General features: G+C 64.9%; 20 protein-coding genes. 16 read left to right on the plus strand and 4 right to left on the minus strand.

The window, feature by feature from the left end:
* Window position 1: 1 nt before the first annotated feature.
* From EFK50_RS07850 to EFK50_RS07875, 6 genes are all read left to right on the plus strand, one after another.
* Window positions 2–397: a hypothetical protein gene (locus tag EFK50_RS07850; protein ID WP_123227032.1), complete on the plus strand. Its 396-nt coding sequence runs from the start codon at window positions 2–4 to the stop codon at window positions 395–397.
* The gene (locus EFK50_RS07855) at window positions 397–786 is read left to right on the plus strand and encodes a hypothetical protein (protein ID WP_123227033.1); all 390 of its coding nucleotides are present in this window, start codon (window positions 397–399) and stop codon (window positions 784–786) included. Before EFK50_RS07850 ends, EFK50_RS07855 begins: the two co-directional genes overlap by 1 nt.
* 73 nt (window positions 787–859) lie before the next feature.
* Complete coding sequence (locus EFK50_RS07860; protein ID WP_123227034.1) at window positions 860–1,117, plus strand: hypothetical protein; 258 nt, start codon at window positions 860–862, stop codon at window positions 1,115–1,117.
* A gap of 2 nt (window positions 1,118–1,119) precedes the next feature.
* Entirely contained in the window at window positions 1,120–1,662 is a 543-nt protein-coding gene (locus tag EFK50_RS07865; protein ID WP_123227035.1) for a phage tail tube protein, read from the plus strand.
* Window positions 1,663–1,744: 82 nt separating this feature from the next.
* Window positions 1,745–2,371, plus strand: a complete 627-nt coding sequence (locus EFK50_RS07870) for a hypothetical protein (protein ID WP_123227036.1) — start codon at window positions 1,745–1,747, stop codon at window positions 2,369–2,371.
* 92 nt (window positions 2,372–2,463) lie between these two features.
* A complete protein-coding gene (locus EFK50_RS07875) occupies window positions 2,464–2,787 on the plus strand; it encodes a hypothetical protein (protein ID WP_123227037.1) in 324 nt (107 codons plus the stop codon).
* On the opposite strand, the gene EFK50_RS07880 is transcribed toward EFK50_RS07875, so the two are convergent.
* Window positions 2,777–2,986, minus strand: coding sequence for a hypothetical protein (locus EFK50_RS07880; RefSeq protein ID WP_123227038.1), 210 nt, complete (start codon window positions 2,984–2,986; stop codon window positions 2,777–2,779). The genes EFK50_RS07875 and EFK50_RS07880 overlap by 11 nt on opposite strands.
* A gap of 53 nt (window positions 2,987–3,039) precedes the next feature.
* On the opposite strand from EFK50_RS07880, the gene EFK50_RS07885 reads away from it, so the two are divergent.
* The 9 genes from EFK50_RS07885 to EFK50_RS07925 all read left to right on the plus strand — a co-directional run bounded on the left by EFK50_RS07885 (window position 3,040) and on the right by EFK50_RS07925 (window position 11,762).
* Complete coding sequence (locus EFK50_RS07885; protein ID WP_148046100.1) at window positions 3,040–6,063, plus strand: hypothetical protein; 3,024 nt, start codon at window positions 3,040–3,042, stop codon at window positions 6,061–6,063.
* Window positions 6,060–7,844, plus strand: a complete 1,785-nt coding sequence (locus tag EFK50_RS07890; protein ID WP_123227040.1) for a hypothetical protein — start codon at window positions 6,060–6,062, stop codon at window positions 7,842–7,844. Before EFK50_RS07885 ends, EFK50_RS07890 begins: the two co-directional genes overlap by 4 nt.
* Window positions 7,841–8,869, plus strand: coding sequence for a hypothetical protein (locus EFK50_RS07895; protein ID WP_123227041.1), 1,029 nt, complete (start codon window positions 7,841–7,843; stop codon window positions 8,867–8,869). Before EFK50_RS07890 ends, EFK50_RS07895 begins: the two co-directional genes overlap by 4 nt.
* A complete protein-coding gene (locus tag EFK50_RS07900) occupies window positions 8,869–9,315 on the plus strand; it encodes a hypothetical protein (RefSeq protein ID WP_123227042.1) in 447 nt (148 codons plus the stop codon). Before EFK50_RS07895 ends, EFK50_RS07900 begins: the two co-directional genes overlap by 1 nt.
* Window positions 9,316–9,423: 108 nt before the next feature.
* Complete coding sequence (locus tag EFK50_RS22135; protein ID WP_183407728.1) at window positions 9,424–9,576, plus strand: hypothetical protein; 153 nt, start codon at window positions 9,424–9,426, stop codon at window positions 9,574–9,576.
* A gap of 1 nt (window position 9,577) precedes the next feature.
* Complete coding sequence (locus tag EFK50_RS07910) at window positions 9,578–10,258, plus strand: hypothetical protein (RefSeq protein WP_123227044.1); 681 nt, start codon at window positions 9,578–9,580, stop codon at window positions 10,256–10,258.
* Window positions 10,255–10,818: a hypothetical protein gene (locus tag EFK50_RS07915; RefSeq protein WP_148046101.1), complete on the plus strand. Its 564-nt coding sequence runs from the start codon at window positions 10,255–10,257 to the stop codon at window positions 10,816–10,818. The genes EFK50_RS07910 and EFK50_RS07915 overlap by 4 nt, the downstream gene beginning before the upstream one ends.
* Window positions 10,819–10,827: 9 nt before the next feature.
* Window positions 10,828–11,022: a hypothetical protein gene (locus tag EFK50_RS07920; protein WP_123227046.1), complete on the plus strand. Its 195-nt coding sequence runs from the start codon at window positions 10,828–10,830 to the stop codon at window positions 11,020–11,022.
* Window positions 11,023–11,045: 23 nt separating this feature from the next.
* On the plus strand, window positions 11,046–11,762 hold the full coding sequence (locus EFK50_RS07925; protein ID WP_123227047.1) for a hypothetical protein: 717 nt from the start codon (window positions 11,046–11,048) through the stop codon (window positions 11,760–11,762).
* Window positions 11,763–11,968: 206 nt separating this feature from the next.
* Here EFK50_RS07925 and EFK50_RS07930 read toward each other — a convergent pair whose 3' ends face one another.
* From EFK50_RS07930 to EFK50_RS21855, 3 genes are all read right to left on the minus strand, one after another.
* Window positions 11,969–12,370, minus strand: coding sequence for a hypothetical protein (locus EFK50_RS07930; RefSeq protein WP_148046102.1), 402 nt, complete (start codon window positions 12,368–12,370; stop codon window positions 11,969–11,971).
* Between the two features lies 1 nt (window position 12,371).
* Window positions 12,372–12,836, minus strand: a complete 465-nt coding sequence (locus tag EFK50_RS07935) for a hypothetical protein (protein ID WP_123227049.1) — start codon at window positions 12,834–12,836, stop codon at window positions 12,372–12,374.
* Window positions 12,837–12,912: 76 nt separating this feature from the next.
* Window positions 12,913–13,131: a hypothetical protein gene (locus EFK50_RS21855; protein ID WP_148046103.1), complete on the minus strand. Its 219-nt coding sequence runs from the start codon at window positions 13,129–13,131 to the stop codon at window positions 12,913–12,915.
* Between the two features lie 177 nt (window positions 13,132–13,308).
* Here EFK50_RS21855 and EFK50_RS07940 point away from each other — a divergent pair, with 177 nt between their 5' ends.
* Entirely contained in the window at window positions 13,309–13,983 is a 675-nt protein-coding gene (locus EFK50_RS07940; RefSeq protein ID WP_123227050.1) for an NYN domain-containing protein, read from the plus strand.
* Window positions 13,984–13,989: the final 6 nt, after the last annotated feature.

A 13,989-nucleotide genomic window follows, 5' to 3' on the forward strand; every position in this document is an offset into this window, starting at 1 on the left:
CATGCGGATCCGCGTAACCCACAGCATCGGTGACCTTTCCTCGGACCTCACCGAGATCGCCGTCCAGACTCGCCCACGGATGCGTGGCGTGGTCCGCGACGGCATCAAGGTCGGCACCCAGCTCTCACGACAGTTCGCTAGGGAGAAGGCCGGCCCGCACGGCTCACGGATTTGGAAGCGGATCAACTCGAACATGGACCGTGGCCTCGGCCTGTTCGGCAACACGATCAGTGGCGAGTTCGGCTATGACGGCGTCCCGAAGTCGGACTTCGTCGGCGCAGGCTTTCGCCACGGCATCAACACTGACCTGCCGCGTGCGGCTGACATCGTCGGGCCGTCGTTCTCGCGTTCGGTCAATGACGAGGTTGGCGACATGTTCAAGGCGCACGGGTTCTGATGACTGCGCAGGCGAACGTTGACGCGATCCTCACTGTCCTGAACGCGGCGTTGTCGCCGCGCAAGGCGTACGACCTGGACAAGGTTCCATCGACGCGCCCGCCGCAGTACGTGGAGATCACGCTGGCCCGCCGATTTGGAGCCAACCTCAAGCGGTCCGCCTCTACCGGGATCGTCGGCTACCGGCTGACCGTCGCCGCCGTCTCGCAGACCACGGTCTCGAGCGTCCGCACTGACCTGGAGGAGTGTCGCGCGGCCCTGGAGTTCAACCGGCTGTCGGTCGGGCCTGCGAAGACGACCCCGATCCAGTTCGAGACCAACGACGACGCGGACTATGGCTCCGGCTGGTTCGCCGAGTACATGACCTTCACGTTCGCGATCGGCGCGTAACTCCACCGCCTTCGACCTCCGCAAGCCCCTGACCTACGTCGGGGGCTTTGTCATTCCCAACCGAGGAGTCCTGATGACCGAATACGTCCGCGCTCGCGTTCCTCGCGACGGTGCCTACGACTACGCGACCACGACGAGCGCGATCCATGCGGCGTCGGAGGGGTGGGACGTGCTCGACGAGCCGACCCACGACCGCACTGGCGCGATCTTGCCCGACGCGCGGCTCGACGGTCGCCCGATCAAGCCCAAGGTTTCCGTTCGCGATGCCGCGACGGAGAAGGCCGCGACGTCGGCCAGCAACACCGACAACCCGCCTTCCATCAAGGAGTAGTCATGCCCGTCTCTCTGCCTGTCACCACGACCAGCCTCGGCAACAAGGTCGTCATCATCCTCTCGACCGCCCCGGCGAGCCTGACCGCGCCGACGAAGGCCGAGCTCAACGCTGGCCTGTTCGCTCAGTGCCACATCTACGGACTGCCGGCGACTCAGCCGACCCAGAACGTGGGCACGGCACCGAAGAAGCTGTGCTCCAAGATCGAGGAGGACCGGCTGGGGCTGACGAAGTTCCCGTCGTTCGAGATCCAGTACTCCTACATCCCCCAGAAGACCGCGACGCCGACCACCCCGGGCAACGAGGTCTACGAGAAGCTCGTCCCGGCCACGACCCGCTACGTCTACATCTGCGACGGGCTGGACGGTCAGGCCACTGCGGCCCTGGCGACCGCCGACGTGGTGAACCAGGGCTTCAAGGTGACCGTGGGCGAGTACCGCGAGGGCCAGACCGGCGACGGTGAGTACGACGAGTTCTCGACGACTCAGACCCTCGCCCCGGTCGGCGGTCGCCTGATCCACAACTACGCGACACCGGCTGCCTGACCTACCCCTGAACGGCGCGGGTGGCGGCTGCCGAGTCCGTCGCCCGCGTCTTCAACTCGGCAACCACTCGGCAGGAGAAGCCATGTCCAAGACCCTTGCGGAACTGCGTGCCCAGAGCGGCCCCATGCCGCTGCCGAAGGCCACTCTGACGGTCACCCTCATCGAAGGGCAGCACCTGCTCGACGATGCGCAGCGTCTCGACCAGGAGCGTTCTGACCTTCTCGCCGCCGGACGTCGCACCGACGACGAGGGAAAGCCGACCGGGCCGCCCGCGAAGGCTGGTGTTGGCGCGAAGGAATCCAAGGACCGGAACGCGCGCCTCGATTCGATCGCCAGCGAACTCGATGTTGTCGGAGTGTCCCTGGCCGACCATCAGGGCGAGATCGGCCTGCAGGGCCTGAGTGGCGGCGACTGGCAGCGCTTCAAGGACGACAATCCGCCGCGCCTCGACAACGCTGCCGACGTCCGCCTGACCGGTGGGTACTGCAACGCCACCGCCGTGTTCAACGACCTGGCCCGCTACGTCGTGTCCTGGAACGGCGAACCGGTCCCCGAGGGCGACTGGGACTCCTACCTGGCCGAGCGGATCACCTACTCCGACCGCCGCGACATGATCACCGTCGTCGTCGGGATGCATGAGCAGGGGCTGGCCCGCGCCCCAAAATTGCCGAGCTCCTCGTCGCAGACGGAGAACTCCGGGAACGACTGAGGCTCGCCCGCTCACTGGGCATCAGTGAGAAGCGGCTACTGGGCTGGGAGCCCACCGAGATCCAGGTCCACGAGTACGACGGCGCTGGGCGGTTGATCCGGACCGTCGTGACGCGCGAGCCCGAGTGGGACGACACCGAGCGGGCGAAGATGGCTGGCCTCGTGCTGTACGAGTCGCAGATCTGCTCCTGTGGCCTGCACGAGTCGATCGCTCGGACGGACCCGGACATGGAGATCATCCTCCCAGTCTGCCCAGTGTGCGCGGACTTCAAGAAGCAGATGCGCGTCCTCGACGCCGAGGACGAGAAGAAGGTTCACGCGCTCGGCGAGAAGCCCCCAGCTGGTGCACCAAGGCCGTCCGATGGACGCAGCGTGATCCTGAGCTACAAGGGTCCGGCGGCCAGTCCTACTCCTTGAGCAGCGACCAGGCGATGAGCGTCAGCCCCCAGAGGAACACGCAGATCGCGCCGACGATCGCGAGCAACCAGATCAGGTTCGCGATCGTCGCAGCGTCATTCCCGGCCGAATTCACGAGCGCCACCAGCAGTCCCATCGGGACCAGTAGCAACGGCGCTGCCACCAGCAGGCCGAGACCGCGCTTCACCTTCTGACTCATTTCCCGACCGTACCGCGGCTGGTCGCCGCTGTCTCGACCTTGAGGGAGGCGCTGTGGCCGTACGTCGCGAAGCAGTCCGTCTCGAACTCGAGGACCACTTCTCAACCGGAATGGTCAAGGCTGCTGCTGCTGCTGCATTGCTCGACAGGGAGCTGAACTCACTCTCGAAGGACTCAGTTCAGGCGCAGCGGACCACGCGGGAACTTGAGAAAGGCATCGACAAGGTCGGACGCACCTCTGGTACGTCTGGGCGCGAAGTAGATCGCCTCTCTGGGCGGATCCGCCTTCTCGGTGACGCCTTCACGGTCCTGTTGCCGACCGTTGCGCCCATTGGGAGCGTCGGCGTTGCGGCGATCGCCGGCCTGTCCTCGGAGATCGGCTTCGCGACGATCGCCGCCGGCACTGCCGTCCTGGCATTCCAGGGCATCGGGGACACGCTGAAGGCGGTCAACAAGGCCGCACTGGAGCCAACCGAGGCGAACCTGACGGCTGCGCGGATTGCGATGGAGTCGCTGACTCCGGCAGCCCAAGACTTTGTACGCGAGATCCGGGCCATGCAGCCCGAGTTGTCGCGACTGAAGGCGCTCGCAGCAACCAACCTGTTCCCTGGACTGACCGCCGGTCTGCACGAGCTGGAGGGAACGCTTCCGGCGGTCGAGAAGATCATCGGGGCCATCGCGGCCGAACTTGGCTCGATTGCCGAGGATGCCGGTGCATCTCTGGCCTCGGAGCGATGGATGCCGTTCTTCGAGTTCATTGCGACCGAGGCTCCCCCTGCGCTGTCCGATCTAGCGTCCGCCATCGGAAACACGACGCACGCGTTCGCTGAGTTGTGGATGGCCTTCACGCCACTGAACCGCAGCTTCGCCGACTGGCTGGTCTCCTCGACTGCGGACCTGGATCGATGGGCCGCTGGCCTGTCGGAGACACAGGGCTTCAGGGAGTTCGTCGCCTATATCCAGCGCACCGGACCCCAACTCCAGGAGACCATCGGCGCGATCGCGAACGCCTTCCTCCAGATCATCGAGGCTGCCGCTCCATTGGCAGGGCCGGTCCTGGAAACTCTGACCGCGCTCTCGAACGTGGTCGCCGCGATTGCGGGCTCAGATCTCGGAACGCCGATCTACACGGCGGTCGCTGCGATGGTCATCTTCAACCGGACCATGCAGGCCAGCGAGGCTGGGGTAGCACGCCTCAAGGGTGGATTCGCAAACTTCAGCACTGGCGCAAAGCTTGGAGCTGTCGTGCTCGGCCTAGAGGCAATCGACATGGCCGTCGACAGCATCTTTGACAAGCAGTTGGACGGCTCCAATCTCGGGCGGAGCCTGGAGGCGCTCGCGGCGGGCAACGTGGTCGGCGAGATCAAGGACAAGTTCGGCAAGGATCTCAAGGGGCTGGTCGACGAGCTCGGCCTCGCGACCGGCGGTGGCCTCGACGCGATCAATCGCAAGGCGTCAAGTGTCCCCGTTCTCGGCACTCTCTTCGACCTGCCGTCGAAGCTGACGGGCGGAACTGGCTACAAGACTGCCGTAGACAACGTGAAGCAGTTGGATCAGGCACTGGCTGGCCTGGTCGACAGCGGTCAGGCCGATGCCGCCAAGGCGATCGTTGATCAGATTCTTGAGGCCGGCGCTAGCTCGTCCGACGTCGCGAACGGCTTCAAGCAATACGGCCTGGCGGTCGAGAATGCGACCGGCAAGTCCGCCGACTTCACCCTGCAGGCCGAGAAGCAGTCTCAGGCCGTGCTCGCCCAGAAGCAAGCAGCCCATGAGACGGCGTCGAGCTTCCTGGAGTTCGGCGCGTCGCTGAGCGACTCGAAGGTCAGCCTCGACGACTGGATCAAGGAACTCGAAGACCAAGCTGCCGCCCTACGCGACTTCACGGCGAACGCCAAGGAGGCGGGCGAGAAGGGGCTGCGCCAAGGGCTGATCAAGGAACTTGAGGCCGCCGGTCCGGCTGGTGCACTCCGAATGAGGGAGTTGGCGAACGCGACCGAGGCGGAGATTCGTCGCGCGAATCGGGCTTGGCGAAGTGGGCGTCTGGCGATCAAGGAGTACGAGGACTTCAAGCTCACCCCGAAGACGCCCCAGATCAATGTCACTCCTGCAATGTCCGCGCTGGATCGCCTGGTGAAGAAGTACAACAACTCGACGATCGCGTTCCGGGCGGTTGTGCGTGGCGTCGGCGGCATTCCGAAGGGCGACCAGGGCAACCCTCTGTTTGTCGATCAGACGCCGGCGGACGGAGCGACGGTTCTCGGTCCGCGCTTCCCGTACGCCGACAAGACGCTGATCCTGGCGGCTCCGGGCGAAGAGGTCATCTCGAATCGTCACGGCCAGGCTGACCGCCACCGCGGTCTGCTCAAGGCGATCAACGCTGATCGCCTTGCTGGCGGCGGCACGGTGGGCAATCGTCCGGCACTCAACGCCTACATCCGCGACGACCTGGACATGAAGTTCCCGTCGACCTTGAAGCAGTGGAACAAGGCAATCGCGGCCTCGACGAAGTTGCTCGAGAAGGAGAGTTCGAAGCGTCAGGCGTTGCTTGATCAGGCGCAGTCGGTTCGGGACTCGATCTCGTCGAACTATAAGTCGGACCTGTTCGGCAAGACGGACTCTTCGGTGTGGATGTCTGCTGCTGACCGCATGAAGGCTGGCAAGGGCGACGTGTTCTCGACGCTGACCGGTGACATCGGCAACCTGACGTCGCTCAAGGGCGCGATCGGGCAGCTGAAGTCCAAGGGCCTCGACAGCGATGCGTTGGCGTATCTGCTGAGCGAGGGGTCGCTGCAGGACGTTCAGAACTTCGCGACTGGCCCGAAGGCCGATGTGGCGAAGTACGAGTCGCTGTTCAACCAGCGCGACCGGCTGAGCGTCGAGGTCGGGAACGCGGGTGCGTCTGCTGCCTTCGGTCCGCAGCTCGCGGTCGCCAAGGCGCAGTACCTAGAGGCCAAGAAGATGACCGCCGCCCTGACGCGCGTCGGGAACTTGCTGGAGAAGAACCCGAACGCAACCGGCGCTGCGATCGCGCGCGCCATCAACGGTGTCGGCCCGAAGCGCCCGAAGGGGAAGCGATGATCTCGAACCCGCAGCATGCCCTCACGTTCGGAGCGCTGAACCTGATCGGCACGGATGCTGACCAGGCTGCGAACGGGTACCAGTTCCAGGCACTCGGCGACGACCGCGACTGGGGCAACCCGGTCCCGATCGAGCAGAAGATCACGTCCTGGCTGCAGGACGGGGCGATCGTCGCACTCACCGGCCAGGACAACCGACAGATGTTCCTGCGCATCCAGGTGCTCGCGGACGACTCGAACGGTCTGGCACTGGCTGAGCAGGCGCTGATGTTCGAGTCCTACCGGCGGAACCTCCTGACGTGGACGCCGCCCGATGGCTTGGGTGAGCCGTGCGTGTTCACGGTCGTCATGTCGAGCTTCGATGAAGTGACCGACGACCTGGACGACCTGCGGGTCATCGCGACGTACGGGCTGAAGATCCAGGCGCTGCCGTACGTGCGTTCCCAGGATCTGGTCAGCGTCACCATCCCGGCCCCCAGCTTGACGCCCCAGACCTTCACTGTGATCGATGACTGTTCGTCACCTACGAACTGGACTCAGACGAAGCAGGAGGGTTCAGGCAGCCCCGTCACGTCGGCCCCAGGGTCGGACGGCCAGACGCTCTATACGACGAATTCGACCTTGGATCCGTGGCTTGTGACTCGGTTCGCACTGACTCGCTCGGGCCTGGCTACCAGCATGGCCGCAAAGCCGTTCGTCCGCGTCGATGGGTATGCCGGACGTGGCGGTGGCGCGACCTTTGCTCCTGGTACGACGGCACCGACCTTCAAGTTGAACGGCGTGGATGTTCCGGTCGCCACCCAGGAGGGATACATCTACTGGCTCGACGCTGCCGCGGCTGGCGTCACGACGCTGAACTCGATCGAAATGACTGGACACTATGTTGGGCCTGGGCAGGGAAACCTTGGCGTGCTGGATGTTTCGCAGTCGAACGTCTTGGGGACTCAGGGAACCAACCGGCAGATCCCGCGGCTGGTCGATGTTGCTGGTTCAGCTCGAACTCCGGCGAGCCTGGCGATCGAGGATGCCTCGGTCGCGCTCGGTACCGCACTGATCTACACGTGCCCGATTGCTTCCGGAATGGAGCAGCCGAACATTCGGCGCTTCTTGGCGTCCGGTCCGTCGCCTGTGACTGATGCGTCCACCATCTATGGGGCCACGTCCAGTCTGAGCACCCAGAACTCTTTCGATGTGCCGGTCGGCGGCCTCCAGGAAGGTGGGCACCTGCTGGTCGCGCGGGTCAAGCACGCATCCAGTGGCGCATACACGCTGACCTGGGGAGCCCGGTCGCGGCAGGGGTCATCCAGTCTCGGCGATGCTCAAACAGGGACGACTCCGGTCACCCTGGTTGCGGGTGCCTGGAAGTTCGTCGTCGTCGCCTCATTGAACCTCCCTCCGAGAAAGATGGGCAGTTCGGGGAAGGTTCGGATCGAGCTTCTTGGCTCAACTGGCGTCGTGCTCGACGAACTGTGGCTGTTCAACACGGACATCGGTCGGCTGACCTGGGTTGAGTGCGGCACTGCGACGCCTGCGGCTGGTGGCTCGGCGAATCGGCTCTTCCTGGACTCCCCCACGCTGGAGCATCCGGAATACACCGTCTACCTCGGCACGGCGGCTGACCGCTCCGACGCCTTCCATGCTGGCAACGAGATGGTTTCCTTCGGCGCGCACGAGTTCGCCCCACCTCAGATGAACATCTTCACGATCACGTCGAACTCGCAGGCCGCGGCGATCACACTCAGCCACTACCGCAACTTCCACACCCGAGTGACCGCGGCATGAGCGAGCAGATCGTCTCGGGCGGCACCTGGGCTTCGACGATCGGCACCTGGGGCGGGTTGAAGTGGTCCTCGACCGCCGACGGCGGATCAGAGGACGCGTTCTGGCAGATGGATCTCCCGCCGACGTTCACGCACCCGTCGCTGCGGATGGGCAAGGTCGTGGAGATCAAGGTCGGTCCGTCGAACGTGTGGAAGGGCATGCTCAACGAGCCCAAGGTCTCCGAGGACGGCTGGGAGTTCTCGGCGATCGGGCTTGCGGACGAGTTCTACTCCGCGCACCTGTGCTTGGACTCGGGCGGCGACACCACATCGACTCCGGACGTGGCCGTGGACCAGGCGATCACAGACGGGTTCGCAGGGTCACGGCCAGCATCCCTCTCCGCGGTCCCGTTCTCCGGCTCCGATGACACCGACAAGCTGAACTACGTCGGTGACCTGCTCGACGTGTGGGCAACCAGTGTCAGCAAGCGGTGGCGCGTCGACCCGTACGGGCAGGTCATCGCCGTCGCTGACCCGACGACCCCGACTTGGTATCTGGCGCCGGGGGCAACGCAGATCGGGCTGGCTGACGACGACTACGCCTCCGACCTCTACCTGCGCTACAAGTCCGGGTCCGCCTCCTATGCCACCGTGCACGTCAACGACTCGGCGGCGACCGCGACCCGTCGTCGCGCTGTCCCGGTTGACGTCACCAGCCTCGGGGTCACCACGAGCGGCAACGTCACGAACATCGGCAACGGGATGCTCGCGAAGGGCAAGGCTCGCTACGCCTGGACCAACGCGGTCAACCCGGCCCGACTGCAGCTCACTACCCCGGGAGGAACCCCTGCCTGCCTGTCGTTCGTGAAGGCCGGCGACATGGTCCGATCGTTCAGCGTCATCAACGAGCAGGGCATCGTGCTCCCCTACGTCGACTGGATCATCGGCAAGGCTGAGTACGAGGCCGGGTCCGACACGATCCAGCTGGCCCCCACCGAGCTCGCGGCACGCAACCTCGGCGACGTGCTCTCGTTGGCGGTGTCCTGATGGTCTGGGACGGCACCAACTCAGCAGCCGGGTACACCCCGTTCACACCTGTGTGGACCGCCGCGAGTGGCTCCCCGGCGATCGGGTCCGGCGGTGTCCTCTCGATGCGGTACAACGTCCAGCCCGGGAACCTCGTCACGGTCGACTTCTACATGTTGCTCGGCACCACCGGCCTGAACATCGGCACCGGCACCTGGACGTTCACAGTGCCCATCCCCGCGCTGAACAATCCGACCTCGAACATCGCCCGGGGCAACATCTGGTTCCGCGACGTCTCCGCGTCCCTCGACTACCCCACGGGGTTCGTGATCCTCCCGACCGCGTCGACCCTGAACATCCGCGGACTCTCGGGGACCGGCACGAGCACGCTCCTCGGGTCCACTGCCCCCGTCGTACCGGCTGCCGGCGACTGGATCAGCGGCCAGTTCACCTACGAAGCCGCCTAGCCCTCCCGCCCCGCTCGACCAAGGAGACCCCATGCCCAAGCGCTCCGGATCGCAGGTCTGCCGATGACGCCTCCCGCCGCTCCAACGGTCGAGACCCAGCTTGCCGTCATGGACACCAAACTGGACCTGATCCTCGCCAACGACCGCGACCACGAGACCCGCATCCGTCGCCTAGAGCGATGGATCTGGCTGGCAACCGGAGCGGCGGCGGCTGGCGGTGGTGTCGGGGGAGGTTTGCTCGCGAAGGTCATGGGCGGCTGAGATGAAGATCCCGCAGCGCTCCCCGCGACGTCAGCACTCCAAGCCGGACTGGCGCAGCGACTCTCCTCGAGCGGCGAAGGCGGCAGGCAAGTCGGCTCGTCGCGGCGGGTCGCCGTACACGGACATCAACACCAGACCGCTGCTCGACGGTGCCGGGTGCATCCACGACGGCACCCCGCGCAAGGGCGGCTGGCGCTACCTGGCAGTCGGCAAGGGCAAGCGGCGAGCGCTCACCAGGGCCGAGCTCGATCGCCCGTTCGAGGAGTGGTCGCGCAAGGACTTCGTTCGACTCCGCCGCACCAAGCGCCCAGGGATCCGCTACGTGACCCGGGTCCGGCCCTACCTGTACGCGGAGATGCTGGCGATCCACCAGCGCAACGGAGCGATCATGTGCGCGGAGATCAAGAAGGCGTTCCCGCGTCGCACGGCTGAGCTGATGGCCCGGACCGCGAAGCGTCTGGACATGCCCCCGTTTGTGATGACGCTCGTCCACCAGGGCTACTCGCCGCCGAAACCCGGCTACTCCATGGCCGTAGCTGGCGAGAAGCTGCGGACCTTCCACGCGACTGGCGCACAGACCGCACTGCTCACCCACGGCTACCCCGTGCCCGTCGACCTCGACACGTGGCGCCCGTTCATCGACGCCTACTGGGGCGCCAACGCAGAGAGGTTTCGACCATGACGAACACCCCGAAGCAAGCCATCGCCCTGGCAGATCGGCAGTCCACGGTCGGACCAAAGGCAGAGACTGGCATGTGCCTGAAGATGGTCCGCGGCTGTTACGGCGTCCCCGCGAAGGCTGAGGACGCGGCAACCGCCTGGGCCGACGCCGAACACAGGCACCCCGAGGCGAACCCGCTCGCGATCCCCTATGGCGCCCCGGTCTTCTGGACCGGAGGCAGCAAGGGCCACGGACACATCGCCATTTCGACCGGGAATGGTGAGTGCTGGTCAACGGACATCAAGCGACCCGGCTACTTCGATCACGTTCGCATCGCCGAGATCGAGCGGAAGTGGGGCCTGAAGCTCGTCGGCTGGGCTGAGGATGTGAACGGGGTCCGCATCTGGACTGCACCCGTCAAGCCCAAGCCGAGTCGCCCGTCCAACTGGAGCAAGGTCCGATCCGACCTGCTCGCCGCACTGAACTCGCCGGCCGCGAAGGCGATTCCCAAGAGCCGCCCCGTCGTGCGCGCGTTCATCACGCTCACGCGTCGTCGGCTGACCAAGCTGCCGAAGTCCTAGGAGGACGCCATGCTCAACACGCTCCGCATCCTGTTCCCGCGTCCCGTCCGCGCATCGCTGTACGCCGCTGGCGTCGCGCTCGACGCAGGTCTGATCATCGACGGCAGGCTGCCTGCCTGGTCCGCCGTGGTCGCCGCACCGCTGCTGCTGGCGCTGCTGCACCTGTCCCCCAAGGACGTCGCTCCCGCGCCCGAGCAGGACTGACCCAACTCGACCAAGGAGACCTCATGTTCGTCTACGACTTCATCTTCACCGCCGCCGACTACGCAGGGACGACCGCACGCATCTATGGGCGCGGCGGGGTCGAGGTCTCAGAGTCTCCGGTCATCCTGGACGCGTCGGGCCGGTTCTCTCTGAACCTGGAAGAGGGCTCCTATTACGCGGTGACATCGAGTCCGCGCTTCGGCCTCAACAACGCTCAGACCCAGGGCGTCCTCAACCTGCCCGCCTCGATCGCAGCTGGCGGCGGTGGCTCGGCAGTTCCGACCCTCCTCCGCGGTGTCGGCGCCACCTTGGTTCCAGACGAGCCTGGCGTGAACCTTGGCCTGATCGCGACCCCTGACATGGACCTGCGAACCGACCAGTTTGAACTGGTCGACAACACGCTGGTCTGTCTGGCTGCCGGACTCTACGAGGTGAACCTATTCGCGTCCTGCCGACTCGACGGCGGTGTCACGACTCCCGGTGTCATTGAGATCAAGACCTGGATCTCGGTCAATAACGAGGACAAGGGTCCAGCTTGGGACTATTACCCAGTGATCTCCACCTGGGTTGAAGAGTCGGCCCAGCGCTTGGGCTGCTGCTCCGTGACCTTCCCTCAGCCTTTCGACGTGGGCGACGTGATCGCCATTGGTACGAGTGCCCATCTCGTAGGCAGCGCAGAGGTCGCGTCCGGCCCCTTCCATGACGCTCTATCGCTGTCGATCAAGCCCATCGACCACTGACCCATGACGCCCCGGCAGCGTGCCCTCGCAGTCTCAGCGCCAACGCTGGTCGTGCTGCTCGGGTGCCTGGTCTGGAACGCCGTCGATCGCCACTGGCTCGACCGTGCGGTTCGGTGGCTGGACGTAAGCAACGGCTAGCACGAGCCCCCGACACGAAAGCGCCCCCACCCTCAGTCGAGGGTGGGGGCGCTTTCGTGCGTTCAGAACTAACCGACTGGCAGTAGGCGCGGGTTGTCGGCAACACCGGACTGAGAGTCATTCTTGGTCGTGCACACGCGATAAGTAGCGCGACCGCCGTCGAACATGAGCTGCTGCAGCATCACGCCCACCGTCGCGTCGCCCTTGACGCTCGGAGGCTCGGGTCGAACGGTCGTCACCTCCCCAGCGACCATGTTGAACACGACCATGCCGTCGAGGTGCTGGGTCACGACGTTGGCAGCCCCACCAGCGTTGCGGACCCGCACGCACAGTTCGTTGATTGAATCCTCAAGCAGGGCGACTACGATCGGACGCTCTCCACTTTCGGTCATCACCGAGAATCGTTCCGCAAAGTCCCGGTGAGCCAGGCGTCGATGCACCTGGCGCAGAAGGTCGTCCCGGTTCCTCATGTCACCCATGGTGCCACCTGTCCTTCAAGGTTGACCACTCATCTTCCACCTTGGTCAACGCCAAATTGTATGCCTCTTGAACGTCTTCGAGTGTCCGAATTACTCCAAGTGTGACGGGATCTCCAACACGCGCGTCGATCGACCGTCCGTTTTGGTGGACGTGAAAGTCGTCATCGTGACAGGAGTCAATCTCCGCAACCTCCCGCCACCTGCCCCGGTACATGGTCAGCAGCACGATGGAGAACTCAACCAGCGCCCAGGTCACCTGATGACGCACCATCCGAATATTCAGCCGGATCTTCGCCTCATCCGCACCGGGGAGTGCGGACGGATAGTTCGACTCCTCACACTCATCTTCGGGAGGTCGCTTCCACATGTCCGCGAGAGCGAGCTCCTCAGCAGTCGGGGACATGTCCACCGACCGCTTGTCCCTCTTGGTGAGGTCTTGCTTGCTACGCCCTGACATAGCCGCGGAGCATACCGAATGCTGCAGATCGTCGGCGGATTCTTGAGAAGTCCCCGACTTGAAGAAGGTCGGCTTGTCAACTATCCCCCCGCCCGCCCGAAGCAGGCCGCTCCGAACGCACCGGCACCAGATACACAGACGGGATCCACTCCACCGTCTGCATGTCCCGGCGCTCATCAACCCAGATCACCTGCGCCTCGTGACCACGATTCCCACGCCGCCACGCGAGCACGTACCCCTGGCGACACTGGCCCACACCAAGCGGCGGGATCAGCCAGACGTGGCGGGTGCGCATGGAGCCAGGGTAGAACAGGTGTTCGGGTGTCCGATTGATCCCGAACTGAACCTGTGAGATCCAATACGGTCATTCCGCTTGAACGTTGCTGCTCGTTAGCCCTACTCTTCAACCAATGCCCCCCGTCGTCCGGCCATTGGCCGCACGGCGGGGTTTGTTTTCAGTACCCTTGCCGGCATGCCCGAGCCGCAGCGCGTCACAGTCTTTCTGGACTGGCAGAACGTCTACAACCATGCGCGTGAGGCATTCCACAGCCGCAGCGACGCCCACACCCTCGGACAGGTCCATCCGCTAGACCTCGGCCTAACCCTCGCTGCAATGGCCCCGGCAGGCATCGAGCGCGAACTAACCTGTGTTCGCGTCTACCGCGGCATGCCCGATCAGCAGCACGACCCGAAGAGCTACGCAGCCGCTCGCCGGCAGATCGCGCGCTGGACCAAGGATGAGCGAGTCGTCGTCATCGACCGCACCCTGAAGTACCCACCCGGCTACAGGCACGGGACGAGCGATCCCGCCTTGGTCAAGGAGAAGGGCATCGACGTCGCGCTAGCGCTCGACTTCGCAGTCATGGCCTCAGACAACCGGTACGACGCCGGAATCCTGATGAGCTGCGACCACGACCTCCTCCCCGCAGTCGAACGCGTCGTTCAACGGCGCAAGACTCGCGGCGAAGGGCCACGTGTCGAGTTCGCAGCCTGGCAAAGTCCTATCCGCCGATCTCCGAGGATGCGGATGCCCGGTGAGAACATCTACTGCCACTGGCTTGATCAAACTACCTACTGGGGACTACAGGACGACCGCAACTACACCCACCCCAGTCCCGCCGACCACCCACCCAAGGCTCGGGCGTAGTTCCAC

It is taken from the genome of Nocardioides marmoriginsengisoli (assembly GCF_003725695.1).
Lineage (GTDB): Bacteria > Actinomycetota > Actinomycetes > Propionibacteriales > Nocardioidaceae > Marmoricola > Marmoricola marmoriginsengisoli.

Bases quoted from the DNA above. Each gene is read 5' to 3' on its own strand.
- EFK50_RS07890 (WP_123227040.1), top strand. From the start codon at position 6,060: ATGATCTCGAACCCGCAGCATGCCCTCACGTTCGGAGCGCTGAACCTG.
- EFK50_RS07940 (WP_123227050.1), top strand. From the start codon at position 13,309: ATGCCCGAGCCGCAGCGCGTCACAGTCTTTCTGGACTGGCAGAACGTC.
- EFK50_RS07920 (WP_123227046.1), top strand. From the start codon at position 10,828: ATGCTCAACACGCTCCGCATCCTGTTCCCGCGTCCCGTCCGCGCATCG.
- EFK50_RS07900 (WP_123227042.1), top strand. From the start codon at position 8,869: ATGGTCTGGGACGGCACCAACTCAGCAGCCGGGTACACCCCGTTCACA.
- EFK50_RS07850 (WP_123227032.1), top strand. From the start codon at position 2: ATGCGGATCCGCGTAACCCACAGCATCGGTGACCTTTCCTCGGACCTC.
- EFK50_RS07930 (WP_148046102.1), bottom strand. From the start codon at position 12,370: ATGAGGAACCGGGACGACCTTCTGCGCCAGGTGCATCGACGCCTGGCT.
- EFK50_RS07865 (WP_123227035.1), top strand. From the start codon at position 1,120: ATGCCCGTCTCTCTGCCTGTCACCACGACCAGCCTCGGCAACAAGGTC.
- EFK50_RS07925 (WP_123227047.1), top strand. From the start codon at position 11,046: ATGTTCGTCTACGACTTCATCTTCACCGCCGCCGACTACGCAGGGACG.
- EFK50_RS07935 (WP_123227049.1), bottom strand. From the start codon at position 12,836: ATGTCAGGGCGTAGCAAGCAAGACCTCACCAAGAGGGACAAGCGGTCG.
- EFK50_RS07860 (WP_123227034.1), top strand. From the start codon at position 860: ATGACCGAATACGTCCGCGCTCGCGTTCCTCGCGACGGTGCCTACGAC.
- EFK50_RS21855 (WP_148046103.1), bottom strand. From the start codon at position 13,131: ATGCGCACCCGCCACGTCTGGCTGATCCCGCCGCTTGGTGTGGGCCAG.
- EFK50_RS07895 (WP_123227041.1), top strand. From the start codon at position 7,841: ATGAGCGAGCAGATCGTCTCGGGCGGCACCTGGGCTTCGACGATCGGC.
- EFK50_RS07880 (WP_123227038.1), bottom strand. From the start codon at position 2,986: ATGAGTCAGAAGGTGAAGCGCGGTCTCGGCCTGCTGGTGGCAGCGCCG.
- EFK50_RS07870 (WP_123227036.1), top strand. From the start codon at position 1,745: ATGTCCAAGACCCTTGCGGAACTGCGTGCCCAGAGCGGCCCCATGCCG.
- EFK50_RS07910 (WP_123227044.1), top strand. From the start codon at position 9,578: ATGAAGATCCCGCAGCGCTCCCCGCGACGTCAGCACTCCAAGCCGGAC.
- EFK50_RS07915 (WP_148046101.1), top strand. From the start codon at position 10,255: ATGACGAACACCCCGAAGCAAGCCATCGCCCTGGCAGATCGGCAGTCC.
- EFK50_RS07855 (WP_123227033.1), top strand. From the start codon at position 397: ATGACTGCGCAGGCGAACGTTGACGCGATCCTCACTGTCCTGAACGCG.
- EFK50_RS22135 (WP_183407728.1), top strand. From the start codon at position 9,424: ATGGACACCAAACTGGACCTGATCCTCGCCAACGACCGCGACCACGAG.